Origin of the sequence: Rhizorhabdus dicambivorans, assembly GCF_002355275.1 — a bacterium.
GTDB lineage: Bacteria > Pseudomonadota > Alphaproteobacteria > Sphingomonadales > Sphingomonadaceae > Rhizorhabdus > Rhizorhabdus dicambivorans.
This window is the reverse complement of the sequence record NZ_CP023450.1, coordinates 24,975-51,240: the sequence shown is the minus strand read 5'-3', so window position 1 is coordinate 51,240 and position 26,266 is coordinate 24,975. Positions and strand designations below refer to the sequence as shown.

Annotated in this window: 21 protein-coding genes and 1 pseudogene; 8 read left to right on the top strand and 14 right to left on the bottom strand. The window is 63.0% G+C overall.

Annotated features, from left to right (window positions below):
* Positions 1-14: 14 nt before the first annotated feature.
* Both CMV14_RS23920 and CMV14_RS23915 read left to right on the top strand, forming a co-directional pair.
* Positions 15-1,028, top strand: coding sequence for a ParB/RepB/Spo0J family partition protein (locus CMV14_RS23920; RefSeq protein ID WP_013849890.1), 1,014 nt, complete (start codon positions 15-17; stop codon positions 1,026-1,028).
* 64 nt (positions 1,029-1,092) lie between these two features.
* Entirely contained in the window at positions 1,093-1,443 is a 351-nt protein-coding gene (locus tag CMV14_RS23915; RefSeq protein WP_007688086.1) for a hypothetical protein, read from the top strand.
* Between the two features lie 44 nt (positions 1,444-1,487).
* On the opposite strand, the gene CMV14_RS23910 is transcribed toward CMV14_RS23915, so the two are convergent.
* From CMV14_RS23910 to CMV14_RS23900, 3 genes are all read right to left on the bottom strand, one after another.
* Entirely contained in the window at positions 1,488-2,171 is a 684-nt protein-coding gene (locus tag CMV14_RS23910; RefSeq protein WP_013041559.1) for an RES family NAD+ phosphorylase, read from the bottom strand.
* Entirely contained in the window at positions 2,171-2,569 is a 399-nt protein-coding gene (locus CMV14_RS23905; protein ID WP_007686501.1) for an MbcA/ParS/Xre antitoxin family protein, read from the bottom strand. Before CMV14_RS23905 ends, CMV14_RS23910 begins: the two co-directional genes overlap by 1 nt.
* Positions 2,570-2,665: 96 nt before the next feature.
* Positions 2,666-3,832, bottom strand: coding sequence for a hypothetical protein (locus CMV14_RS23900; RefSeq protein WP_066970043.1), 1,167 nt, complete (start codon positions 3,830-3,832; stop codon positions 2,666-2,668).
* A 151-nt stretch (positions 3,833-3,983) separates the two neighbouring features.
* Between CMV14_RS23900 and CMV14_RS23895 the strand changes: the two genes are divergently transcribed.
* From CMV14_RS23895 to CMV14_RS23865, 6 genes and pseudogenes are all read left to right on the top strand, one after another.
* Positions 3,984-5,228, top strand: coding sequence for a hypothetical protein (locus CMV14_RS23895; RefSeq protein ID WP_072599024.1), 1,245 nt, complete (start codon positions 3,984-3,986; stop codon positions 5,226-5,228).
* Complete coding sequence (locus tag CMV14_RS23890) at positions 5,228-6,439, top strand: tyrosine-type recombinase/integrase (protein WP_066968779.1); 1,212 nt, start codon at positions 5,228-5,230, stop codon at positions 6,437-6,439. Before CMV14_RS23895 ends, CMV14_RS23890 begins: the two co-directional genes overlap by 1 nt.
* Before the next feature lie 102 nt (positions 6,440-6,541).
* Positions 6,542-6,817, top strand: coding sequence for a metal/formaldehyde-sensitive transcriptional repressor (locus CMV14_RS23885; protein ID WP_066968777.1), 276 nt, complete (start codon positions 6,542-6,544; stop codon positions 6,815-6,817).
* 10 nt (positions 6,818-6,827) lie between these two features.
* Complete coding sequence (dmeF, locus tag CMV14_RS23880) at positions 6,828-7,751, top strand: CDF family Co(II)/Ni(II) efflux transporter DmeF (protein WP_066968775.1); 924 nt, start codon at positions 6,828-6,830, stop codon at positions 7,749-7,751.
* A gap of 1,200 nt (positions 7,752-8,951) precedes the next feature.
* Positions 8,952-10,342, top strand: a pseudogene (locus tag CMV14_RS23870) (NRAMP family divalent metal transporter).
* A 240-nt stretch (positions 10,343-10,582) separates the two neighbouring features.
* Positions 10,583-10,771, top strand: coding sequence for a hypothetical protein (locus CMV14_RS23865; RefSeq protein WP_066968773.1), 189 nt, complete (start codon positions 10,583-10,585; stop codon positions 10,769-10,771).
* A 1,310-nt stretch (positions 10,772-12,081) separates the two neighbouring features.
* On the opposite strand, the gene CMV14_RS26600 is transcribed toward CMV14_RS23865, so the two are convergent.
* The 11 genes from CMV14_RS26600 to CMV14_RS23805 form a co-directional block, all read right to left on the bottom strand.
* A complete protein-coding gene (locus CMV14_RS26600; protein ID WP_096616619.1) occupies positions 12,082-12,495 on the bottom strand; it encodes a hypothetical protein in 414 nt (137 codons plus the stop codon).
* Positions 12,496-12,683: 188 nt separating this feature from the next.
* Positions 12,684-13,163 (bottom strand): SRPBCC domain-containing protein, encoded by a 480-nt coding sequence (locus CMV14_RS23850; RefSeq protein WP_066968770.1) that lies wholly within the window; start codon positions 13,161-13,163, stop codon positions 12,684-12,686.
* Between the two features lie 44 nt (positions 13,164-13,207).
* The gene (locus tag CMV14_RS23845; protein ID WP_072599025.1) at positions 13,208-13,504 is read right to left on the bottom strand and encodes a TFIIB-type zinc ribbon-containing protein; all 297 of its coding nucleotides are present in this window, start codon (positions 13,502-13,504) and stop codon (positions 13,208-13,210) included.
* 62 nt (positions 13,505-13,566) lie between these two features.
* Entirely contained in the window at positions 13,567-14,505 is a 939-nt protein-coding gene (locus tag CMV14_RS23840) for a cation diffusion facilitator family transporter (protein WP_066664317.1), read from the bottom strand.
* A 246-nt stretch (positions 14,506-14,751) separates the two neighbouring features.
* A complete protein-coding gene (locus CMV14_RS23835) occupies positions 14,752-16,248 on the bottom strand; it encodes a TolC family outer membrane protein (protein ID WP_066664320.1) in 1,497 nt (498 codons plus the stop codon).
* Positions 16,245-18,731 (bottom strand): heavy metal translocating P-type ATPase, encoded by a 2,487-nt coding sequence (locus CMV14_RS23830; protein WP_066664323.1) that lies wholly within the window; start codon positions 18,729-18,731, stop codon positions 16,245-16,247. Before CMV14_RS23830 ends, CMV14_RS23835 begins: the two co-directional genes overlap by 4 nt.
* Positions 18,732-18,918: 187 nt before the next feature.
* Positions 18,919-19,386, bottom strand: a complete 468-nt coding sequence (locus tag CMV14_RS23825; protein ID WP_072599026.1) for an SRPBCC family protein — start codon at positions 19,384-19,386, stop codon at positions 18,919-18,921.
* Positions 19,387-19,518: 132 nt separating this feature from the next.
* Entirely contained in the window at positions 19,519-19,863 is a 345-nt protein-coding gene (locus CMV14_RS23820) for a putative PII-like signaling protein (protein WP_066664362.1), read from the bottom strand.
* Between the two features lie 11 nt (positions 19,864-19,874).
* The gene (locus CMV14_RS23815; protein WP_066664328.1) at positions 19,875-23,120 is read right to left on the bottom strand and encodes an efflux RND transporter permease subunit; all 3,246 of its coding nucleotides are present in this window, start codon (positions 23,118-23,120) and stop codon (positions 19,875-19,877) included.
* Between the two features lie 3 nt (positions 23,121-23,123).
* Positions 23,124-24,284: an efflux RND transporter periplasmic adaptor subunit gene (locus CMV14_RS23810; RefSeq protein WP_066664331.1), complete on the bottom strand. Its 1,161-nt coding sequence runs from the start codon at positions 24,282-24,284 to the stop codon at positions 23,124-23,126.
* A 226-nt stretch (positions 24,285-24,510) separates the two neighbouring features.
* Positions 24,511-25,794, bottom strand: a complete 1,284-nt coding sequence (locus CMV14_RS23805; protein ID WP_231733840.1) for a TolC family protein — start codon at positions 25,792-25,794, stop codon at positions 24,511-24,513.
* Positions 25,795-26,266 lie beyond the last annotated feature (472 nt).

Here is a 26,266-nt window from a genome sequence, read left to right as displayed (position 1 = left end):
AGAAGGGGTGGATGATGAGCAAGAAGAACGCCAACTTCGCGGCTGATCTGGTCGCCGGAATCGACCCGGGGGCGCAAGCCCCAGCGGCGCGGCGCCCTGGCATCGGTGCGAGCGTGCTGGCGGGCCGGGAAAGCCGGCTTGCCGAATTGGCGACGGGCAGCGTCGTCTCGCGCACCCATGAGCTTGTCGATCCCGCGCGCTGCCGAATGTGGGCGGGGCATAACCGCGAATATGCGCTCCTCAATGAGGAGCGGTGCGCCGACCTCATCGAGAGCATCAAGGCGCAGGGCAAGCAAGAAATGCCCGCCATCGTTCGCCGCGTGAAGGACGATCCTGCCTTCGATTTCGAGGTGATTTGCGGCGCGCGCCGGCATTGGACGATCAGTTGGCTGCGCGCCCACAACTATCCGGATTTCCGCTTTCTCGTCGATATCCGTAGCCTTACCGACGAGGAGGCCTTCCGTCTCGCTGACCTCGAGAATCGGGCGCGCGACGATCTCACCGATCTGGAGCGCGCGCGCGACTATCTGCGCGCGCTCGACGCCTATTATGAGGGGCGCCAGAAGGTGATGGCCGAGCGGATCAATGTCACGGAAAGCTGGCTCAGCCGCTATCTCGACCTTGCCCGGCTGCCGGCGGAACTGATGGCGGCCTTCGCCCTTCCGCAGGATCTCAGGATCAAGCATGTCACCGCGATCAAGCCTCTCTTGAAACCGGAGGATCGGCGGCAGCGTGTGTTCGCCGAGGCGGGACGTCTCGCTCAGGTGCAGTCCGATCGCGCAGCACCGATGCCGGTCCCCGATATCATACGCGCGCTCGCTCTGGCCGCCGATCCCCCCAAGAGGTCAGGATCCCCCAAGAAGTCAGGAAAGCCGGAAACGATCGTGTCCGAAGGGGGGAAACCATTGCTGAAAGTGGAGGCGGTGGATCGTAAGGGTCTCAAACTTACCTTGCTCCCGCATGCCGGTGGTACGCGGGCTGAAGCGGAGGCCGCGTTGAAAGCGCTGCTCGATCAGCATTGGAGCTAGGACAATCTTCAGCGGTTCTGAGACGTGAGAGTTTTGTCTTCACATGTTGAATATGGACTGCCCTATGACTGCAGCCTTCCAGGATGACATTCGCGAGAATGAGATCATCTCGCCCCGTCGTCTGGCGGAGCGCCTGCGCTTCTCCATGGCGCATTTGGCTCGCGTTGCTCGCCTGGATCCTAAGGCCATGACTCTGTATCCCTCCGCCCCGACCGTGCAGATTAAACTGGAGGAAATAGCCCGAGTTATAACGCGAGCGGCAGAACTTGCAGGCGAAGAAGGCAAGGCGGTTATCTGGTTCAAGCATCAACCCATTTCTGGAGTTGGGAAAACGGCCGCGGAATTGGTTGCGAATGGCGATATCGATATCGTCATGGAAGATCTCGATCGTATGGCTGCCGGGGTCTATTCCTGACAGGCGTCACTCAAGGCCGAAAGGTTAGCTTGTCCGCAGGACCTTTAGGCGAATGTCTTCTTCTCGTAGACGGTGACAATCGCCCGGCCATCCCAAACGTAGCACAGGTGCCGCTCCTGTCGGCTGTTGGCGAGTAGGCGAGGGCGGAACACCGCGGCGCACTCGCCGTCGGCGTCGCGCACGCTTTGGTACACGATGCCATCCGAACCTTGCTCACGCAGGTGCCGGCCAAGCGCCTGGCCGGCGGCATAGCTGTCCGGGGCGTAGAGGGCAGGGCGTTCATCGCGCAGGCCGCGAATATCGTGGAGCATGGCGTCCAGGTCGACCGCGTAGACGCGCATGTCGAGTTCCTGCGCCGGTTCGTGGGTGTACGCCATGAAGCGGGTTCGGTGATGGCGCGTCTCGGCAACCGCAGTCTCGATGGTGCTGGCAGCGTAGAACAGCCCGAAACTGCCGTCACAGAACCGGCTGCCATCGGGATTTAGGTGGGTGAACGCTGCCATGATCGCCGATGTTCCGGGTCCCGATACGCGGTCCTCCGGTGGGACGAGGGCGAGGTCCCCGACCTCGTCGCGAAGCCGGTCGTTGGTCATCGCCTCGATCGCATAGACCGCTTCCAGGTCGGCCGGATCCGCGACATCCTCAAACAGCGATATGGGCGGGAACCGGCTTGCGACGATCCGGTAGCACGGTTGCCACCGCACTTGCGTCGTCGCAATGGCATCCATCAGCCGCGCTGCGCGTCGATATATTGACGCACCACGTAGAGATCGGCGACATTGCCCGAGGCCATCCGCTCGATCGCCGGGCGTCCGGCGAACAGCGGCGCCTCATTGGGTTTGCGTACCCATTCGTTGGCGGTACGGGGCAGGAGCATCTTCAGCCCCTTGTAGATCCCCATGACATAGGAGATGCGCTCCAGCGCATCCTTGGGAATCGCCGCGACCGCGCCGCGCTTCCAGGTCTGGAAGGTCGAGCGGCTGTCGAGCCCGAGAAGCTTCATCTGCTCGGCTTCCTTGAGGTCCCAGGCGTCGGCAATGCGGAAAAAGGTGCGCAGCGCCGGACCGCTCAGATCCTTGCGGCTGGGCGCTTTGGCGGGGACGCCGGAATGGGCAGTTGTGGCCATTGGCCATCTCCTTCTTTCTCTGTCTATGTATGATATCTGTACATAACGTCAAGAAGAGATCAGTTTTCATACACGCCTAACGCGCGCGAGGCCGCGTCAGGGATGGCCAGAACTGCCGGCGAGCAGCCGGTCGATCTCGCCCATCGCCGCGTCGAACTCGGCAAGAGCCGCATGGGGGAGGGCGGTAGCCTGGTCCAAAGACGCCGGCTGCCAATCCCTTCCCGGTTCTTCGGCGACCAGCAGGACCTTCCCCTTGACCGTCTCCCGCCGTGCCATGCGCGCCGCCACAAGGGCGTCGCCGATCGCATAGGTGCCGCGCCGACTGATCCCGAACGCCCAGGTGATCTGATCGAGCCCGAGTGGCGCAAAACCAGCGAGCAGGATCCACACCTGCGGTGCCCGCGCGCTCGAGCGCAGGTGCCCCAACTGCTCGCGCATCAGCGCTGCGCGCCGCGGCGCTTGCGCGACCAGCTCGGCAAGCCGGGTCACGCTGCGCTGGAGGCTGCGGGCCGCCAGCATGGCGCGTTCGCCCGGCCAGAGCTGCGGCTGCAGCGTTTGCGCCGTCACCGCGCCGGGGCAGGGGAGGGCGCGGGCCCACGCGCCGGACGCGGTCAGCAGCCGCCCCAGCGCGGCATCGACCGCCCAGAGCGGGGTGCGCGGGGCGGCCTGCTCGATCGCCACCGCGCGGTTCCCAAACGAACGGATTTGCACCGCGCGCTCCAGCGGCGCGAACCGCGGATCGGCGCGCAGCAGAGCGTGCAGGCGGGCCAGACCCGCGAAGGGCAGGGGGGTCTCGTCATCCGCGCCGGCCTGTTTCATTAGCGTGATCGCCCTGCCGATCGCTTCCTCCGCCAGCGCGTCTTCGGCTTGCATCGGGCGGTCGGCCCCGAAGCGAGCGGCCAGAGCGATGGTCTGCGCGGCATCGGCGAGCGGTTCCCACGGATGACGGCTGAGTTCGCCGAGCAGGGCGCGGACCACGGCATAGGCGGAGCAGCCGGTGAGGGGTGTCTCTTGGGGGCCGCGGTCGAGCCCGGCGAACCAGGCGTTGAACCGGTGTTCGGCGTCCGCAAATCCCGCTTGCGCCAGGGATGAAAGCAACACCTCCCGCAGCAGCCCTACGCAGAACAGCCGTTTTTCGATATCGGTGAGGCTGGCGAGGAGCCCGTCGAGCCGGCCGAGCGCCAGCGCGCATTCGCCTTGCGCGAGGGCGAGCTCCTCGGGTGGGACGTCGGTGTCGGCGGCGAGGGGATGGAAGCGCTCCATGCCGGATGTGTAGTGAATGCCAAAACACTGCACAACTACTCAGGTGGTTGGTGAACGAACATGTGATAATTGCAGTTATCACATAAGCGGAATTGCGCTCCATCTATAATGTGGGCTATGGCTCGGGCGAAGCAGCAGGGAGCGCGAGCGGGTGGGAACAACGGTATTTTGGTCCTGGCAGAGCGATCTCGACGGCCGCGTGACGCGCGAAGTGATCCGCTATGCGCTCGATGAGGCGATCGCGATCCTCGCGGCCGACCTCGAGGAGGCCGATCGGCCGGGCCTGACCTCGGACACGCAGGGGGTGGCCGGCTCGCCCGACATCGTCGCGACCATCTACCGCAAGATCGACGAGGCCGCGGTGTTCGTCGGCGACGTCACGCCGATCGCGGTGTCGGAGAGCGGCAAAGCCTGCGCGAACCCCAATGTCCTGCTCGAGATGGGCTATGCCAACCGGGCGCTCACCGAGCACCGCGTCATCCAGGTCTGGAACACGGCGTTCGACGGCGCCGTTCTCGACAAGCTGCCGTTCGACATGCGCGGACGCCGCGGACCGATCGGGTTCGATCTACCGCCGGGCACCGATACCGCCGAACTGCGCCGCGTGCGGGGCGATCTCGCCAAGCAGCTCGCGGCCGCGCTGAAGCTCTCGCTCGATCAGCTTCCCCCGCCGCCGCCCGAGGCCGTGCATTGGCAGCCGCATTTTTCGGGCGATGCCGATCTCTGGTTCGATCGCGCCGAGCCGCAACTGGTGACGAACACGGCGCATGGCACCAGCAAGCTGCGCTGGATGGACCGATTCCCCGGTTACGCCCGGCTCATTCCCTCGAAATGGACCCCCAAGGCCGGCGCCAAGCAAGCGATCGCCAATCACCCAGGGCATCCCGCGCTGCTCGCGCGCGCCAATTCGCTCAGCTATGGCATCAGCCGGGGCGGGGCGCTCGTCTATTGGCCGGGCACGGCCGAGGATGGCGTTTATCCTACCGTCGCGATCACCCAGTGGTTCGAGAAGACCGGCGAATTCTGGGGCGTGGGCGGCGGCTTCCTGTTCGAGCGGGACGGGCGGGTGCGTCTCGCCACCGGCTATTTCTTTCATCACTGGCTTGAATTTCTGAAGCGCAACACCAGGCTCGCGCTCGAGCATGGCGGCTCTTTGCCGATCCATGTCCGGCTCGGCGTCAACGGGCTCTCGGGTAGCTGGTGGCCACGTGGGCGATACGATTTCGGCGACGAAGGGTTCGCGGCGGTCGAGGAGAGCTATGAATATGTCGCGACCTTGACCTCGGTCGCGGCCGATTATCTGCAGCAGGTCGCGGTGGACGCGTTCAACGGCTTGGCCGGCGTCTATGGGGTCGAGCCGCACAGCTACGATCAGATCGTCGCGCTTTCGAAGTGATGGTGGGCGAGACCCTTCCCGCGCCCAGAGAAGGCCAGTCAGTCGCAGGAGCCGTCGATCTGGCATGGGAGGTGACCAAGCTTCAGTGTCAGTCGCCGATCACCGTCAACCTCGAACTCATCGCGGCTTATCAAGCGGCTTCGTCGCCGCATTCGATGCGTGCGCTCGCGAGCGACATCGCGGCTTTCGACCTCTGGTGCCGGCGAGTCGGCCGGGTAACCTTGCCGGCTTCGCCGGAGTCCGTGGCCGATTATCTCGACGCGCGGGCGGGGCAGGGGGCCAAACCGGCCTCGCTCAGCCGCTACAAGGCGTCCATTGCCAAGGTCCACCAGTTGCTCGAACTCAAGGATCCGACACAGGCGGAATTGGTCAAATTGCGGCTGCGGGCGATCAAGCGCGAAAAGGGCACCGCGCAGGCCCAGGCGCGGCCGCTGCGCTTTAAGGGGCCGGTGCGCGACGTGGAGCGCGACAAACCCCGCGGGATTAACGTGCGAGCGCTTCTGGAGGCCTGTGCGGACGATTTGCCGGGCCTGCGCGACCGCGCGTTGCTGTCGGTGGCCTACGACACCGGATTGCGGGCCTCGGAGCTGGTGGCGATCGCGGTCGAGCATATCCTCGAGGCTCTTGACCCTGAGGCCCGGCTTCTCTCGATACCGCGCAGCAAGGGCGATCAGGAAGGGGAGGGGGCGACCGCGTTCCTGTCGCCGCGCTCGGTGCGCGCGATTGCGGCCTGGACGCAATCCGCAGGTATATCCTCGGGGCCGCTGTTCCGCCGGGTGCAGGTGCGGCGCTACAAGGCCCGACCAGCGGCGAAGGGCCGGCGGATCGATAGCATTTCCGGACGTGAGACATGGGATCTACGCAAGACCATTTCTCGGTCGGCGGTGCCGGCGCGGGTGGAGTATGACCTTGGAGCCGCCGCGCTGCATCCCGGGTCGATTGGGCCAATTTATCGGTCGATGATCCAGAGGGCATTCGATAAGGGCTCTCTAATCGATCTGACGGCTGAGGACTTGGCGCGGCTGCTCAAGGGGATCAGCGCGCATTCGACGCGGGTGGGGCTCAACCAGGACCTGTTCGCAAGCGGCGAGGATCTCGCCGGGATCATGGACGCGCTGCGCTGGAAGAGCCCGCGCATGCCGCTCGCTTATAACCGCAACCTTGCGGCCGAGGCGGGCGCAGCCGGGCGTTTGCTCAATAAATTGGCCTGAGTGGTAAGCCGAATATCTGTCCAATCGCGAACTCGCCTAGGCGGGTCCGGGGCCTGAGACAGCTCTGGCTATCGCCAACGACATAGGGTAGGGGGGTATGCTATGGGACATTTGACCGACGGCAATGATGAGCTCTTGAAGCGGGTGCGTCGCATCGCGGGACAGGTTGCGGCGATCGAGAAAGCGCTGGCTGCAGGGACGGACTGTACGGCGACTCTGCATCTCGTCGCAGCGACGCGCGGCGCCATGAACGGTCTCATGGACGAGATCATCGAAGAGCATGTCCGCACCCATGTGGCGCACCCCGACCTCGCGGCCGAGGATCGTGCCGCAGGGGCGGAAGAATTGATCGCGGTCATCCGCCGCTACGCGAAATAAGGCTGAAATAATGACGACGTCCCGCGATATTGACGCCTTTGTGCACGACCATGTGTATCTAGGGGCCTCTCACGACGACAACGCTCGCAGGACGCTGTGGGTTGTTGTGCTGACCGCTGTGATGATGATCGGCGAAATATTCGCCGGGTACGTCACCGGATCGATGGCGCTGCTGGCCGATGGTTTCCATATGGCGACCCATGCTGGCGCGTTGAGTGTCGCGGCGATGGCTTATGCCTATGCCAAGCAACATGCGTCGAACCGGCGGTTCAGCTTCGGAACGGGCAAGGTCGGCGATCTGGCGGGCTTTGCCTCGGCGCTGGTGCTTGGCCTGATCGCCCTGGGAATCGGGATTGAATCGATCCTTCGGCTGTTCGAGCCCATAAAGGTTGCCTTCGGCGAGGCGACTCTGATTGCCGTCATCGGGCTTGGCGTGAACATCCTCAGCGCCTTCCTGCTGTCGGGCAGCCACCACCACCATCATGGGCATGACGATCGTGCCCACGACCATCATGCCCATGGCGGCGACAACAACCTCCGCTCGGCTTATGTGCATGTCCTGGCCGACGCTCTCACATCGGTATTGGCAATCGCGGCCCTTCTGGCAGGCCGCTACCTTGGCTGGGTGTGGATGGACCCCGTCATGGGGATCGTGGGAGCCGTCGTAATCGCCCGCTGGTCCTGGAGCCTGATGCGAGATACCGCCTCAGTCCTCCTCGACTCGACCGACAGCCATGTTGCCGAGGAAATACAGGATCTCGTTGAAGGGCCAGGCGATGTGCGCATTGCCGATCTTCATGTCTGGCGTGTCGGTCCCGAGGCCCATGCCGCCATCGTCGGAGTGGTCGGCAGTGCCGGGATCAATGCAGGCGTGATCCGCGACCGGCTCGTGCCCGTCCATGAGTTGAAGCACCTGACAATCGAATGCCACTGACGAGGTTGCTGTGAAGTCGCCGTGCATAGACCTGTGCCGTTTCGACGGCTCGACCGGATGGTGTCGGGCGTGCGCTTACAACCGCGAACAAGCGGCCGTAGACTTGCGGCAAAAAGGCGGTAGGTTTTCTCGTTCACAATACGTTACGCTTACGGTAACGTCGTCGCAGCACTGAAGGTGCGGAAGGAGCGGATGCAAGTCAGGCAGCGCCTTGGTGGATGGCACGCGAGGGTTGTGATTGCCCTGACGATCCTGTCTGCCCTGCTGTTGCCTTCGCTGTCTGAAGCGGGTTGCCTCCAGGCGGGGGCCGCCGGTCAATTGGCAACACCCGTCACCCAGGTCCAGCAGAACGTGGTGCGGTTAAAGGATGTTGGCGAACAGCCGCAAAACAAGCCTTCGAGCCCATCGCGGCATGCAATGCTTTGTCAACATGCCCATTGTGGACATTCGCAAGTCGCGCATACGGTCGCGAATAGCATCGAACCTGTAATTCAGACGGCACCACTGAATCCCGTTGCAACGTCTGAACGGCTCGTAAGCGACCTGCTCGCCGCGGGACCAGAGCGGCCACCACAAGCCTAAGCCGACCGAGGGACTGCTTCGTGCAGTCAAGGATCGTGCTTGTCGGGAGGCTGAGGTGTCGGTTCAGGCGCTCGATGCTCGCAAAGGCTGGGCATCCAGAAATCAATCGAGGACAGCGGCAGGCGAATTAGCGCCCGTTGGCGTGGGTCGAGATCGCGTATTCAGGCGCTTTGGGTCATCCTGTCCGCTCGCGCCACGCCTTGGCCAAGCGAGTTCTTTTCCAATGCCAGCTTGGTTCCCCAGCCTTTGCCGGAGGAGCGTCCCCTTGCCCCCTGAAAAGAGGGACGCCGCGTCATGGCTCCGGAACCACGCCGTGGGCGGGAGGCTCATGTCGATCCCTGCCTCCCCGCCCACGGCGGAAAATCGGGTGGACGGGCGCCCAGTGCTCGCCCTCCGCTTCGGAGCGATGTTTCCGGTGACGGATCTTGCACGGGTCCCGTCGCACCGCCGCGGACCGAATAGGCGGGCCGGCACTAGCATCGCTCCGAATGCACCGAACAGGCCCCAAGTTGCTCGTCTGCGGGCCGCGCCTGTTCCGACGGTCGCCAAAAAATCCGTTGGTCACCGTCCCGGCGCCTCCGGGGCTCGAGCCGTGCACCTTCTGGCGCGGGTGCGCGCATGACCGAGAGCAACGATCCTCGAGCCCTGTCCGGCAATCTAAGCCCCGCGACGAAGTTCACCCCGAGCAACGACAATGGTTCGCCTCGCGAAGCCGAGCAAGAAGCCGCGGGCGAACCTTCGAAGCCACGCCTGCGCGAAATTCTTGGTCCGGGACTGGTTACGGGCGCGTCCGACGATGATCCGAGCGGCATTGCGACCTACAGCCAGGCCGGGGCGCAGTTCGGGCTCGGTCTCGCGTGGTCGCTGCTTTTCACCTATCCGCTTATGTCGGCGGTGCAGATTATCAGCGCGCGGATCGGGCGGACCACCGGCCACGGCCTGGCCGGCAATCTTCGTCGATATTACCCCGGTCCGATTTTGCAGGTCACCGTCACCCTGCTTCTCGTCGCCAACGTGATCAACATCGGCGCAGATCTGGGCGCGATGGCCGACGCGACGCGGTTGCTGATCGGGGGCAATCAGTTCGCCCTTGTCCTGCTCTTTGGCGTCGCGTCGATCACGATGGAGGTATTTCTCAAATATAAGAGGTATGTCTCCGTGCTCAAGTGGCTCGCTGCCACGCTGCTCGCCTATTTGATTGCGGTTGTGCTTGCTGACGTCGCTTGGCGGACTGTCTTTGCGAGCATTGTGCGGCCGCATATCATCTGGCAATCCAGTTATCTAACCACGCTCGTCGCAATTTTCGGAACGACGATCAGTCCCTACCTGTTCTTCTGGCAGGCGAGCCAGGAGGCCGAGGACCTTCACGAGCGACCGCGGCAGGAGCCGCTCGTCCGAAACGGCGACGGGGGCCAGCAAGCGATCGAACGGATCGAGCTCGACACCATGATCGGGATGGGCTTCTCGAATCTCATTGCCTTGGCGATTTTAATCTCGATGGCTGCGGTGGCGGCGCGAAGCGGGCCCGTCGCGATTGAGTCATCGGCGCAAGCCGCCGAGGCGTTGCGACCGTCGCGGGGTCTTACGCATTCGCTTTGTTCGGAGCCGGCATCATCGGGACCGGCTTGCTCGCGGTGCCCGTTCTTGCGGGTTCGGCAGCTTATGCCGTGGGTGAGGCGCTGCACTGGCCGGTGGGACTCGGTCGCCGGCCGCTCGAAGCTCGTGCCTTTTACGGCACCATCGCTGTCGCGACTGCGGTTGGGATGTTGCTCAATCTCGCCTCGATAAAGCCAATCGAGGCGCTCTACTGGAGCGCGGTGCTGAATGGCGTCGTCGCGGTGCCCGTCATGATCGCAATGATGCTGGTCGCACGGAGGGAGGACGTCATGGGTCGGTGGGCGATTGGAGGAGGGCTCGCGCTCCTCGGCTGGGCGGCAACGCTGATTATGGGGCTTTGCGTCATCGGGATGCTGTACTTTTCCTTACAGCCCTTTCTCGTGGAGGCTTGAGCTGTGGTCGCTTTTCACATCGCATGGCGGGCGAACCGCAGGGCTCCGGCGTTCTGCGACGAGGACCGCCGACTCTTGCGAGTTTCGCGAAGGCGCCGGGTCCGGCGACGGCGCTTTGGACGGCGCACGTGGTTCCTATACGCGCTGTCGCTGCTTCCGCTGCCGCCTTCACTCTACCTGCTAGTGCCGGCAGCGCACCGCCAACGCCGCTTCTGTACCGCGACGGCCGGAGATGAGATCATGGCCGCGCTGTGCGTGGTGCTCGCCGTCTACCTGCTGGTCCACCTTGCCGTGTTCGCGGCTTCCATCGCCCGCGGACAAACACCCGCGACGGCGCGTCAGCTCCAAACGCTCGGGATAGCCATCGCAGTCGGCATCGCCGCGTATGTGTCGCTGGCGCTCCAGTTTTGGGAGGGGCTTTGCTTGTGAGAAAGCCATGGATCCGGATACGTTCGGCCGTCGAAGAGGAAGATCGGAACGACGAAAATACAGGTGCTAGTCCACAAAGGGCATCATTACGAAGATTCCCCCCCGACACAGGGGGTGTCAAATTTGGACTGCAGTTATTCTATTTGCTTCTGGCAAGCTGCTCAAGAACGCCCAACGACTCCGAGCGCAGCGCCCAATCGATGGCAAATCAAGCTGCGGAATCTAGTCCATCTGACGACAAAATTGTCACGAGTCGAACATTTACGTGCGACGACGAAAGCGTGATGATCATACAATTGCTTCGCAATGGTGAGATACGCCTCCACCGCCCGCCCTATTCTGATCCGATTCATCTGCGCGCATCTGGGCAAGGTAATGGTTTTGAAGGCGAGAGCGTCCGGTTAACCCTGCAAGGTCGGTTTGCTTCGTTTCGTGATGCCAATTCCACGCTTCGTTGCCGTTTGGAATAGCTCGGGCTGAATTGTTCAAATGGAGAGCATAATGCTAAAATCAATGATTATCGGCGCCATCGCGTCGCTTATCTTTGCTTACTTGATCCAAGACACTCAAGGATTGATACGTGATGTTGTCAATCCCATCGAAATCAAAGTCGTTGATGTCAGGTTGTTTTGGTCGTGGATAGTGTTCCTGTTGTGCGCGGGTTTATCCTATGTCATTCATAGATTAACAGACGCATAGCGGACGCCAAGGAACGCGCGTCTACGATCCGCCAGTGCGGACAGGCGAAGCCGGAAAAGTAAGCTGGATACCGTGCCGACGGTTCTGACGGTGGATTGAAACGCCGGCTTTTCATCCCGGTCCTTGTTTTTAGTCGAGATGCGGTGGCCTGGCTCGATCCCTCTCAGCTCGATACTCGATCCTGACACTCTTGATCTCAAGCGGGTCGGTCGTCGGCAGTTCAGCGCTGAACGATGCGGATCGGCTCCCCCGCGGTGACAATGTTCCCCATCTGGTGTCCGCAACGATCGGTGCGCGCCTGTCGTCGAACAGGCCTTCAACATGGAGATGACCCCAAACGGGTCCTCGAAAAAGCATCGGCCGCCGGACTCTTCCCATCACGAGGACGCCCTTGTTTGTCCGATAGGTACGGACGCCATAGATTTCGAGTGGCTTACTGGGGCTGACAATGATTGTGGTCTGGAGTGGTGGACCGGAGACACAACCGGCTAGAAGACCCAGGATGGTGATGACTGGCAGAGCATAAATGCCTCTGTTCATTGCAACTCCCCCTTCAATTTCGGTGCATCTTCATCCGGCTTTGCCGTCGGCTGCGGATTAGAGCGTTGGCGTCAGGCGCGTTTGCATGTGCGGGAGGGCTTTTTTGGCTCATCAAGTTTGATGTCCTTGCCATTGAGCGTGAGATTCATACCGTCGCCTACATAGGCGAGCCCTTGGGCTGGCGCCGTCAAGCGGAGTGACGGGCCAGTAGGCCCGCGCTTGACATTGATGGACGTTTCGTCCGCCAGAAAGTCGATATAGAGGACATCCCCACCCACGCATCTGTAGGTATGACTGGCCACGATGGCGGGCGGCATTTGGATAGAGGCTGTTGTGTTCGTAGCAGCGTTGCGTGCGTTGGTCTGATCCGGTTCAGAACATCCGGCGAGAAAGCCAACAAAGGGAACTGCCAAGAGAAGAGGGAACAGGCGGCGCGACGGAGGGATGCGGTGGAGCAAACCTTCATCCTTCAAGGAAAAAATCATAGTCCATCCTTCCATATATCTCGCTTCGAGCAGGATCGACCAACGTCTGAATTTCACCTCGTAGGGTGTCGCCGTGGGCGCGGGGGCGCGCGCCCACGGCGTGGTCCGCGCCGCAAGGGAAGATGGCACCGTCTGGCGGGTGCCTTTCTCCCGAAAATCGCTTGCGGGGGACCAAACTCGCGGACCCGTCAGGCATTCGGCCGAAATCCCTTCCTCGGACGTTTCTTGGGCGACGGAGGCCGAGCAGGCGTGAGGTGCCGCTGAAACAGCCGGTCGGTGATCTCGAGCATCTTGGCGAAATTTTTCCGCATATTCCTGTGCTTCAGCGCGGAGAGAAGGCCGGTGCAGCGAAAGCTGTGAACCAGCCGCGACCCAACGGGGACGGGTACAACGCAATAGCTCTCCTCGAACGTCATCAGTCCGCCAAATCCGAAGCGGAAGGTCATGCATCTTTGCGGCTCGAGCGCTGTGATGCGGGCGTCGACGGTCCAAAACCGCGGTTTGTTCGATCTCATCCTGAAGGAGTATTCGACAAGCGCGCCTTGCTCGAGCTGCCCGGAAATCCGAACAAACGGGCTCCACCGCGGATAGTCGTCAAAGCGGGTGAGTGCCGCCCAAACCTTGGGCGGCGAGGCATGCAGGATTGTTTCATTTTCTTCTGCGAACATGCTTCTCTCCCGGGCCGCCGCTCGTGCGGCGGGTCAGCTTCTGATCAGTCGAACAGGTCCGAAAGAAAGCCGCGCCGGCGCTTATAACCATGGTGGCCCGAACGGTGGCGGTCGTCTTGGTGCCCCCATGGCTGGGAGCCCTCCCGACTTTCGTCCCGGGGCGGCTGCGGCATGGCGGTTTCGGAGCGCTCGATGATCTTGTCGAGCTCCCCGCGATCGAGCCACACCCCGCGGCATTGCGGGCAGAAGTCGATTTCGACGCCCTGCCGCTCGGAGATCGACAGCGTGACCTTGCAAACGGGGCAGAGCATGCCTTGTCCTGCATCTGCGGCTGAACTCATGATTGTCTCCTCTCGGTTGTCTGAAGATCTGAGCCTTCAACTTGGGCGAAATACATTGGCGGTCAGGTGTGCGTGGAACGCACCTCCGCGCACTCTTTACTTTCGGTCTGGATGGTCGCGTGCTCGATTTGAAAGGCCTGCGCGAGCATCTGTGCCACGCGGTTCCGTGTCGCCTCCGCTTGCGCGATGTCATCGACCACGACGTGAACAGAGCAGCTGACATTGCCGCTTGTGATCGACCAGACGTGAAGATCATGGGCACTTTGCACGCCCGGGACCGCGCCGATCGCCCTGCGCACCTCATCCAGGGACATGCCACGCGGCACGCCCTCCAGCAGGACGTTCGCCGTATCGCGCAGCAAAATCCAGGTCCGCGGGAGCACCCAAAGGCCGATGCCGACCGCGACGACCGGATCGATCCAGGTCATACCGGTGAAGCGAATGGCTATCGCCCCGGCGATGACCCCGATCGAGCCGAGCATGTCAGCCCAGACTTCGAGATATGCGCCTTTGAGATTGAGGCTCCGCTCCTTGCCGGACTGCAACAAGCGCATCGACACCAGATTGATGATCAGACCGGCTATCGCGACGGCGAGCATGCCCCCCGACTGCACGGGTTCGGGATCGCGGAAGCGGTTGATTGCTTCCACCAAAACATAAATCGCGACGGCAAAGAGCATGAGCGCGTTGAATGCGGCCGCCAAGATCTCGAAGCGTCTGTAGCCGAAGGTCCGTTGATCATCGGCCGGACGCGCTCCGATCCGGATCGCCATGAGAGCGATGGCCAGCGCTGCGACGTCGGTCAGCATGTGGCCGGCGTCCGAAAGAAGGGCGAGGCTGTTGAAGACAAATGAACCGATTACTTCCACGACGAGGAAAGTGCTGGTGAGAATGAGGGCGAACACCAGCATCCGGCTGTTCGCATCTTTGCCGTGATCATGCGCCGGCGGTGCCGCAATATTGGGCTTGCCGGTCACCGGATTATCCAGCTTGTCGGACATGGACGGTCTCCTTTTGCGGATCGGCGCTTTGCTCCGTCATTGGATCACCGCTCTGTCGGCAGCTCGGCGTCTGCAAGGGCATGCCGGAGGAGTCGAGCATGGCATCGCGGCGCAGCATTGGTCCGTTCGTGCGGCGAAAGGTTCGATCAATAAGCCTTAGACCCTGGCCCTCAGTTCCGAGGTCGGAACCTGTGCATTCCCTCAATCGCTCTTGAGGCCGAGCTAACGTGCATGAGGCAAAGGTCTTCATGGTCTGTCCGCGCTATCGGGAGCGCGCAGTTCCAGTGGTGCTGGACGCACGGCCGTGGGCGGCACACCGTCATCGACAGAATGACCGGGCGCCGCCGGAACAAATTCGATGCCGCTGTCGGGATCAATGTCGAGCGCTGGCGGGCCAGGCGTCGTCTTGCGGCTGAAGCCCGGTTCGAACAGCGTCCCTCCGAAAAGATTGAGATCGCGCGCTTCCGCCCGACCCATTGCCGCGAGCAGGGTGAAACCTGCGACATAGGCATCGCGCTCGGCGGTCACGAGTTGCACGCGGCTATTGAGAAGCTCCTGCTCCGCATTGAGCACGTCGAGAACATTGCGGGTACCGACTGTGTTCTCGGCACGGACGCCCTCCAGTGCGAGCTCATTCGCCGCGATCGCGGCCCTGGATGACTGGATCACGGCCTGCGTCGCCTGATAGCGCGAATAGGCGGCACGGGCTTCCGCGACGACACGGCGCTCGATGAATATGGTCTGCTCGAGCGCCTGGCTTTCAAGGGCGGTAGCGCGCCGCACTTGGGCCGCGGGCAGGCCCCCTTGATAAAGGGGGATGGTTGCCGAAAGCCCGATGGTTGCCGTCGTTTGCGCCTGTTGAAAGACGCGCCCAGGCAGTGTGCTGGTGAGCGAGCCCAGATAATTGTTGTAGCCGCCGCTTCCAACCGCCGAGAGCCTGGGCAGGCGCGATGCGCCCGCCACGCGGACATCGTAGCGCGCGGCCCTTGCGTCTGCCTTTGCGGCGAGAAGCTGGGGATTGTTCTCGACCGCGATCGCGACGGCCTGGGCAGGCGTTCCGGGCAACCCCGGCAAGGCCGGCGGCTGCTCGAGGTCGCGCGCGGGCAGGCCGACGAAGCGGAGATAATTCTCAAGGCTGGTATCCAGCTGTGCCAGTGCCGTCTCCAGCTGGCCTCGCGCCACTGCGAGACGCGCTTCGGATTGGGCAACATCGGTGCGGGTCAGATCCCCCACTTCGAAGCGGTCTTGTGAAGCCTGGAGGTTCGTCTCGAGGACAGCGACATTGCGGCGGTTGAGTTCGACGACCGCATCGTCGCGCATGACGTCCATGTAGACCGAGACAATGGCCGTGAAGACATCGGCTTCGGTGAAACGCAAGTTCGCCCGCCCGGCCTCCACGCGCGCGTCGGCGGCGCGGATCGAGTTCTTCACGCGGCCGCCTTGGTAGAGAGGAAATGTCAAATTCGCGTTGGCATTTGCAGACCGCAAAGGGGCGGAGAAGCTGTTGGCGGATCGCACAACGAATTCCTGATAATCTGCGGTGGCGCTCAGTGTCGGACGCCCGGCCGCCTTGGCGATGGGCACGCCTTCGTCGGTGGCACGCAGCCCAGCTCTTGCCGCCGTCAAGCTGGGGTTGGTGCGATAGGCATGGATCAGTGCTTGCCGCAGGGTTTCGCCGTGGGCGGCGCTGCTAGCGACCAGTGGCAGCGCCGCAATAAACCATTTCGAGAATCCGTTGCTCACTGAGAACCCCCGTTGTCGCGATAGGCCAGCAACCGAAGCGCATTAAAAACGACAAGCAGCGTCGAGCCTTCATGGGCCATGACCGCCGGTCCTATCCCGAGGCCCATGATCGTCGCCGGCACGAGCAAGGCGACGACGCCCAGGCTGACGACCAGATTTTGCCGGATGATCCAGCGGGTGCTGCGGCTGAGGCCGACCGCGAACGGCAGATGCGCGAGATCGTCGGCCATCAGCGCGACATCGGCGGTCTCGAGCGCGACGTCCGAACCAGCGGCCCCCATGGCGATGCCCACCGTCGCATTCGCGATGGCAGGTGCATCATTGACGCCATCCCCGACCATCGCGACCGGCGTTTGGGCGCGGAGCTTTTTGATTGCCTCGACCTTGTCCTCGGGCATCAAGTCGCCCCAGGCTTCCTCGATGCCGACTTCCGCAGCGACCGCAGTGGCTACACGCTGATTGTCGCCCGACATCATGATCATGCGCTGGATGCCCAGCGCCCTGAGGCGAGCGATTGCGTCCTTTGCGGCAGCGCGCGGCGTATCCATGAGCCCTATGGCGCCCAGGTCGCGATCACCGAGGCGCACGACCATTGTCGTACGACCCTGTTCGCGCAGGCGCTCGATTGTTTGCGCCGTCTCATCCGAGAGAGGCGCGAAGCCATCCCGACCGAACATTTCGGCCTTGCCGATGAGCACCGTCTCGCCGTTGACCCGGGCCTTTACGCCGCGGCCCGTCAGACTGGCCATATCCGTTGCTGCGGGGATCGGTTGCTCGTCGAGAAATTGCTCACCATCCCGCGCAATGGCTTCAGCGAGCGGATGATCGCTGAGCCGCTCGACGGCTACGGCAATCGCCATGAGTTCGTCGTCATCGACACCCGTCGCCGGCACGATGTCGGTGATGCGCGGCCGACCCGCGGTGAGCGTCCCGGTCTTGTCGAACGCCAAGGCATTCAGAGACCCGAGTGCCTCAAGCGGCCCGCCGCCCTTGATCAGTACGCCCCCGCGCGCCGCGCGCGCCACGCCCGACAAAACGGCGCTCGGCGTGGCGATGGCGAGCGCGCAGGGGCTAGCCGCTACGAGCACGGCCATCGCCCTATAAAAGCTGTCGCGGAACGGTTCGTCGATGACGACCCAGGCGAACAGCAACCCGACCACTAGAGCTAGGACGGAGGGCACGAACACCCGCTCAAAACGGTCGGTGAATCGCTGGGTTGGCGATTTTTGCGTCTCCGCTTCGCTCACCATTTTGACCACCTTGGCCAGCGTCGTATCGGCGGCAAGGCGAGTGACGGCGATTTCGATCGCTCCCGGACCGTTGATGGTGCCGGCGAATACGCGATGCTGAGCGGAAACCTTGTCAGGCTGGGCTGCCGCCTGGGCTCGGTCCGGCACCGGCTCCTTATCGACGGGGACGCTTTCGCCTGTCACGGGGGCTTGGTTGACGCTCGATCGCCCGACCACGACGAACCCGTCTGCTGCCAGCCGTTCATTGGGCTTTACGACTACGGTGTCGCCAATGACGAGTTCCTCGACGGGAACTTCGCTCAGACCGCCGTCGCCTCGCCGAACCATGGCAGTGCGCGGCGCCAATTCAGCCAAGGCCTCGATCGCGCGTTTGGCCCGGCCCATGGCGTAATGTTCGAGCGCATGCCCGAGGCTGAACAGGAACAGAAGAAGAGCGCCTTCGGCCCAGGCGCCCAAGGCACCCGCGCCCGCTGCCGCCACGAGCATCAGCGTGTCGATTTCGAAACGCTTTAGCCGTAGATTCTCGATCGCTTCGCGGAGAGTGAACCAGCCGCCGAAGACATAGGCGGCTAGAAAGCAGGCGAGCGGAATCCACGCAGGAGCCGTCGTCAGCTTCTCGATCGCAAATCCGGTCGCGAGCGCTCCGCCGCAAATCAGCGCGAAGATCAACTCGGTATTGGCACCGAAGATTCCACCATGGGTATGCTCATGTTCCCCTTCGGCGTGGTCGTGCTCGGCATGATCGTGAGCTTTCGTCGCGGCCGTCGCCGAAGCTGCACCGATTTCCGGCCGTGGGCGGACACTCATCTGGGCCAGCGCCTTGCGAATTTCCGCCTCCGTCAGTTCGGATCGGCTGAATTCGACACTGATGGCGCCAACTGCGCTCGCCTCGGCTTCGACGATCCCCGGCATTTTGCGAAGCCGATCGGCGACCGTGCGGGCCTTGCGGGCGTGGGTCAGTCCATCAACCGACCATTGGATATGCTGATATTTTTCGGTGAGCGCAGCGCCAGCGCCATTGGCGATTTCCCGTACCCGCTCGAGCGACAGGATGGTCGGATCATAGTGAATGCAGAGTTGTGCCGGCGTATCGTCGTGGCTCGCCACGACGTGCGCTTCCTGGACGCCCGTGCGGCCTTGCAATTCAATTGTCAGCCTGCCTATGCAGCGGTCAGCCTCATCTTTGATTTCCGGCAGCAGAAGCGGAATATCGAGGCGCACTTGGTCTTTCATTGCTGCTGTCCTCTTCCCATCAACCCGCGCATGAGTGAGCGCGCAGCTACGGAGGCTGGTCTTCGCCGATGGTGAGGTGCGGGCGCGACGAACGCCCGCACCTCAAGACGCCGACGCTGGCGGAACCAAAGATGGCGGGGTCGGCCTTCGCTGAACGAATCCTCCGCATGGACGGACGGCGGAAAGCTCATCGAGGACGGGCATTTCGCTGCGCGTAGCGCGATATCACCGTACCCCGTCGAAGATGGCGCTCGAGCGAGTCGCCAGTCCTGACGAGCTGACGTCGCAAGAATGGACTTGTGACAATCCCTGGCCACGAGCCGATGCCCGAACAGCATAGTCGATGCGTAAGCCGGGTGCCTTCGGGCGACTTCTTCAAATGAAACCCTTCCTCGATCTGGAGCAGCCCTTTGATGCCCACGCGCCAGGCGAAGTGGCAGGGCCGTTCGAGGCAAACGATCCTTCCGTCGGCCGAAATAACAGGGTCGGTCCAGCCCGGTCGCCAGTAGGTACAGAGGAGTTTTTTCGGATCGGCGGGGTCGCTCTCGAGCCCGACAGTCGGATGCCAGTCGCGATAGCGATCGACGTCGACTAGTACCCGCCACACCCGCGCCAGAGGCGCAGACAATGATATCGAGTTCGCTACCGTAAACATAGCTCGTCATCCCACGAGAGCCGGAAGCCGCCCGTGTTGCGCTGGTGGCCACATCGGACACGCGAAGGTAGTGCCGCCTGCCGTGCGCGATGCTTGAAGGATCGCGCGATTCACGTGGGGATCCGATGCGGGTCATGGATTTGTACCCGGCAGTCCCTGCTTGGCCTTCCCGCCAAGAATTTCCACAGGTTCCAGTGTCATCAGTCCGATGTCGGGAATATCGTCGAGTGCCACGGCAAAGCTTCTCAACTTGGCGTCGTCATCGACGATCTCGATAAGGAGCGCCCGGTCGTTTTCGAAAACATGGCGCCGGTGCATGTGCGCCGAGCGGCCGAACCCCAACCGCGCCTCCAGAACCGTGACGCCAGCCAGGCCCGCATCCCTTGCCCGGGATGCAATAACTTCAAATACCCTGCGATCACCCAGATAGGCGCCTTCGTCAGTGTAGATTCGCAACAGCTTGATTGCTTCAGTCATGATCTTCTCCTTCACGCCGGCTCGGGTGCGTTCGGCTCGACTTGTTCTTCGCGCTTGCGGCGCTTGCCTTCGGTTGCACCGAGCACCACCTTTGCGATCGCCGGCAAAACGAGGAGGGTCAGGATCGTCGCCGCGATCAGGCCGCCAATCACTGTGGTCGCCAGCGGCTTCTGGACTTCAGCGCCGGTCCCCGTGGCGATCGCCATTGGTATGAAGCCGATTGCCGGGACGAAGCCGGTCATGATGACCGCGCGCATTTTCTCGGCCATGCCTTCCCGGATTGCCTCAATCAGAGGTAGCCCATGTTCCTGGCGTTCACGAATGGCCGTCATCACAACGAGGCCGTTCAGAACCGAAACACCGGCCAGCACGATAAGCCCAACCGCTGCCGAGACGGAGAAGTTGATCCCGGTTAAGATGAGGGTGAAAATCCCCCCGGCGAGTCCCAGCGGTACGGTCAGGAAGACCGCTGTCGCGCGGCCTGCCGATCCAAGGGCCATGAAAAGCAGGACGAAGATGGCGACAAAAGCCAGCGGAACCACAATCGACAATCGGGCGGTGGCCGCTTGCAAATTCTCGAACTGTCCGCCCCATTCGAGATAGTAGCCAGCCGGCAGCTTCACCTGCGCGATCTTCGCCTGCGCTTCCTGGACGAACGAGCCTGCATCGCGCCCTTCCAGGTTCAACTGGACAACAACGCGGCGCTTGCCGTTCTCGCGTCTTATCTCGTTAAGTCCTTCGGTGAACCGTATCTGGGCCACTTGTGCGAGCGGGACCTGTCGGCGCATTGCGCCCGGTTCTTCGGGCAAGAGGACCGGCAGCGAGCGGATGTCGTCAAGGTTGACGCGGGTTGCATCCGGCACGCGTACCGTGATGTCGAAGCGCCGATCGCCTTCGTAGAGCAGTCCCGATTCTCGCCCGCCCAGTGCCGCAGCGACCGTGTCGGCGACTTCCTGTACGGTCAGCCCGTAACGCGCGATCATCGCGCGATCGAGTTTCACGTCGAGCACCGGCGCACCGCCGACCTGGTCCGCCTTCACGCTGCTCGCTCCGGGGATCGCTTGCAGCACCCGCACCATCTCGTTGGCGGTCTGCGACATCTTGTCGAGATCGTCGCCGTAGAGCTTGATCGCAACGTCGCCGCGTACGCCTGAGATCAGCTCGTTGAAGCGCAGCTCGATGGGCTGGCTGACCTCGTAGAGCTGGCCAAGCTGGCCGCGAGCGGCCTTTTCGACGCGCTCAATCACATCGGCTTTGGTCGCGACGCCTGCCGGCCATTGGTCCTGCGGCTTCAGGATCACGAAGGCATCGGAAACGTTCGGCGGCATCGGGTCGGTGGCGACCTCGGCGGTACCGGTCTTGGAAAACATGAGCTCCACTTCCGGAAGCTTTTTGACCGCTTCCTCGACCTTGCGCTGCATCGCCAGGGATTGTTCGAGGCTCACCGAGGGCACGCGCGTCGAGGCGAGCGCCAGGTTCTTTTCATCGAGTTGGGGAATGAACTCTGAGCCGAGAAGGCCAAACGCCGGTATTGCCGCCAAAAAGAAGGCGAGACCGCCTAGAATGAACGGCCACGGCCGAGCGAGCGCCTTGTCGAGCAGCGGCAGATAACGATCCTTGCTCTTGCGGATCAGCCACACCTCCTTCTCGGCAACACGTCCGCGAATGAGCAGCGCCACCAGTGCGGGCACCAGCGTGATCGAGAGGATGAACGCGGAGACAAGCGCCAGCATGATGGTGATCGCCATGGGCGAGAAGGTCTTGCCCTCGACACCCGTGAACATCAGAAGCGGTGCGAAGGAGAGGAGGATGATCACCTGGCCGAACACGGTCGGTTTGATCATCTCCTGCGAAGCACGCATCGTTTCTTCGAGCCGCTCCCGAAGCGTCAGCAGCCGTCCTTCGTGTTCCTGACGATGCGCCAGTCGCGCCAGGCAGTTCTCGATGATGATCACGGCGCCATCGACGATCAGACCAAAGTCCAATGCGCCAAGGCTCATCAGATTGCCCGGCACGCGAAACGCGTTCATCCCCATCGCCATCATGAGGAATGAAAAGGGGATGACGAGGGTGGCGATGATGGCCGCGCGCCAGTTGCCGAGCAGCAGAAACAGCGACGCCGCGACCAGCAGCGCACCCTCAGTGAGGTTGCGTTCAACCGTCCCCACCGTCGCATTGACCAGCTTGGCCCGGTCGAGAACGATCTTGACTTCAATGCCCGGCGGCAGCGTTTTCGAAACCTGATCGAGCTTGGCGGAAACATCCTGGGCCACGATACGGCTGTTCTCGTTGATGAGCATGAGGACGGTACCAATCACCGCCTCCTCGCCGTTCATGCTGCCCGCGCCCGTGCGCAGATCACCGCCAATCCTGACGTTGGCGATCTGGCCGACAGTGATCGCAACGCCGCCGCGCGTTGCCGCAACGGCGTTCCGAATCTCGTCGACGGAACGCGCGCGGGCATCGACGCGGACGAGGTAGGCTTCGCCGCCACGGTTATAAAAATTGGCGCCAACAGCGAGGTTGGCTTTTTCCAGCGCCTCGCCGAGCTCGCTGTAGGAAATTCCGAAATTGGTCAGCTTGGTCGGATCGGGTTCGACGACGAAGTTTTTCGCGTAGCCACCGATCGAGTCGACACCCGCCACGCCCGGCACCGCCTTCAATTGCGGGCTGATGATCCAGTCCTGCACGGTTCGCAGATAGCCGGCCTTCTGAACCTCGTCGGTCAACCGGTCCCCCTCAGAAGTGAGATAACTTCCGTCGGGTTGCCAGCCGGGCTGTCCGGCAATCTTCTTCGCGCCCTTGCCGTCCGGATTGGTATAGCCGACAGTATACATGACGATCTCGCCGAGACCGGTTGTCACCGGCCCGATCTGCGGTTGGACGCCGTCAGGCAGGTTCTCGGTCGCCTGCCTCAGCCGTTCGCCAACCTGCTGGCGCGCAAAATAAAGATCGGTGGATTCCGAGAATATGGCGGTAACCTGGCTGAACCCATTGCGCGAGAGGGACCGCGTCGTTTCAAGCCCCGGAATGCCGGCGAGGGAAATTTCGACCGGGTAGGTGACGAGCTTCTCGATTTCGACCGGCGACAGACGAGGATCGACGGTGTTGATCTGCACCTGGTTGCTGGTGATGTCCGGCACCGCGTCAATCGGCAGCTTGGTCAGCTGCCAAATGCCGAGGCCGGCGACCGCGAGGAAGATGAACAGGACCGCCCAGCGTGCGCGGACGGCGAGCGCAATGAGACTTGCAATCACGGTTTATTCCTCCTCGCCCGCGCCCTTGCCGAGCTCGGCCTTGAGCAGGAATGCATTTTGAGTTGCGATCATCTGGCCTGGCTTCAGGCCTGAGAGGACCTCGACGCGGCCGGCACTGCGTCGTCCGATCGTCACCTTTTGCGCGCGGAAGCCCTGATTGGTCCGCACGAAGACAACATCTCGTCCTTCAAGGGATTGCAGCGCGTCCTCCGAGATGACGATCGCATCCGACACTTCACCGCGGCTCGGCAGGAGGCGAACGCGCACGGCAAGCCCAGGCTGCAGACTTCCCGTAACATCAAGCACAGCCGTGGCGGAACGCGTCTCACCGCCAAGACCAGGCGTAACGGCACGCACACGAGCGTCTATCGTTCGGCCGTCGGGTAGCTCGATGATGGCCCGGTCGCCGGGAGCAAGCCGCTGGGCGTCAATTGGCCCGACGGCAGCTTCGATTTGCACTTTCGAGGGGTCGGCGATGCGAAACAACTCGGTCTCCGGTTGCACGAAAGCGCCAAGGCTGACGCTTTCCGCCGTCACCCGCCCGGAGATCGGGCTGGCCACTATCGCGCCGCTGCCATCGCGCGTGACGTTCGCAGCACCGGCCGCAACCTGAGCTCTTCGGGCTTCGGCCGCAGCGGCCGCGGCCTCTGCCTGCGCCTGCTCATAGTCGGCGCGGGCGGTTACCTTCTGCTCATAGAGATGGCGCTCCCGCGCGAGCGTGCGCTGGGCCAGAACCGAGCGCGCGTCGGCCGCCGTCCGGTCCGCGGCGATCTGGGCGGCATCTCGACTCTGCACTATGGCCAGCGTCTCTCCCGCGCGTACAGGATCGCCCAGCCGTTTGAGCACTTGCGTGACCGCGCCGCCGGCACGGGCAGTCACGATCGCTTCACCGGCCGGCGTCGCGGCAACTGTGCCCTGCGCAAGGATTTCGGAGCCAAGGCCGCCCGGCTGCACCGCTTCTACACCGATGGCAGCTTTGCGGATCGCCTCTGCAGTCATCGCGAGGCTATCGGTGGGGGTTTCCGTCGTCTCTTCGGCCTTTCCAGCACTTGGCGCTTCCGCAGCAGGATCCGCGGTGCAGCGCGCGACTGAGAAGCCACCGACTGCGGCGAGCAGAACGGCACCAGCCACCCCGCCGAGGAGGCGTTTATCTTGTGTGATCATTCAACATCTCCGAATATCGAGTGGGCTGGCTGCGGGAGGGCGCGCGTCCCGGCGAGCCGCGAGGCAGAGGCTAAGAAAAGCGGAGTGGTGCCGCCTGTCGGATCCGGCACGGCGGGCAGGGCGCGTGTCTGGTCAGGTTCGACGTAAGCGTCCTGAGCCCGCAGGCGTGCATGAAAAACAGCCGGTCCAAGCGGCAGGTGGTCGCCGTTCCTTGAGAGAAGCTGGTTCATTGTTCCAAGTCCACTTCGCTCGCCGCCGCTGCCTGGCGCGCCAGCGTGGCTTGAGCTTCCGCCCGCGCGCGTCGCGCCGCGATGAGTTCGGCCTGTGTCGAGGCATAGGCCTGCTGAGCATCGAGCAGTTCGATCAGCGAGGATTTGCCGGCCCGGTATGATAGCTGCGCAAGACGCAGCGCCTCGCGCGCCTGGCCGATGCCGCTGCCTTCAAGGGCCGTGACGCGTGCCTCGGCGGCGGCCAAGGCCGCACGCGCGTTGGCGATTTCCGCCTGGGTGTTGGCGAGAACACTGTTGCGCCGCGCTTCAGCCGATTGAATTTCGGACCGCGCGGCTGCGATGTTGCCTTGGTTCCGATCAAAGACCGGCAGCGGCACCGAAAGGCTGGCAATCAGTGCCCGGTCACCTGTTTCGCGCAATTGGCGCACCCCCACACCAATGGACGGGTCAAGACGACCCTCCGCGCGGGCTTGGCGCAGTTGCGCATCAGCAATGACCCGTTCGGCTTCGGCAAGACGCACGTCGAGCGTCGCCATCGCATCGACATTCCTGGGCGGCGCCAGCAGGTCGCTACCGCTAAGCTCAGCCGGCGGGGTGTCCACGCCAAAGAGCGCTGCGAGCGAGCGGCGGGCATTCACTTCATCGGCTTCGGCCGCGCGGAGCGCCGCCGTCGCCTGTGCAAGGGCCGCGTCGGCGCGCAGCCCCCGCAGAGGGGGCTCCTTCCCCGATTCCACAAGTTCGCGCGCGATGCGAGACAACTCGCGCGCGCGCTCTTCATTTTCCCGCGCAAGCGCCAGGTTGTCGCGCACGGCTATGCCGAATGCGAAGAGAGAGCGGACCTGCTGGCCGAGCTCGGCACGAGCGATCGCGAAGCGGTATTCCTGTGCGGCAAGTTGGGCTTCGGCAAGCGTCATCCGCGCCTTGCGCCTGCCGCCGATGTCGAGCCTCTGATTGACCGAGGCCGTCGTTTCGGTGCCGTTGAAACCCGAATAGGGGCCCGTGCCGGCGAAATTCTCGACTTCGACGTTAAGGATGGGATTGTACCTAAACCGTGCCTGGCGCAGGCGCCCGCGCGCCGCTTCGACATCGGCGCGGGCCGCCACGAGAGCTGGAGAGCGGGCTTCGGCTTCCTCAAGCGCCTGAGGGAGTGTCAGGACCGGGGGTAAGGGGCCGGTTCGGACCTCGGGCGGCACCGATTGTGCCATGGGACCGGCGATAGGCCGATTGTCCGCCTGAGCCGAAGCGGGCGTGACCGATATAGCCACGAGCGCCGCAGCCATGGCGGGCGCAAACATAGGATGCATGTATGAAGAACTCCTGACAAACCGAAGGCGCGCGCCTGGGCACAGCCAGGCGAAGCTTCAGCTGTCAGGCAATCGGAGGTCGGAAAGTGTCGGAACGGGTCGGGGGAGCGAGACCTGCACGATTCCGCAGCAGCACGACTCGGACGGGAGCTATGCGCTCGATCTCGGGCGCGGACGCAACCGGAATTCCCACATGATGGCCGTGACAGCCATGAAATTTCACCGACATCTTTGAGGGATCGGATTGGCTCTTGTCGCTCTTCTTCGAGTAGCTCCCGCAAGCGTCCATGGACGCCAATACACGCGTGCCCGACCCCGGCTCAGCGGCATGGGCCATAGCTCCCGCCGTCACGCCGAAGGCGAGCAACAGGCTGAGAACTATGGAGAGCCACCCTTTCATCGGTTGACCATCTAGCCTCTCTCAAGTTGAAAAGGAAGAGGTAAATTC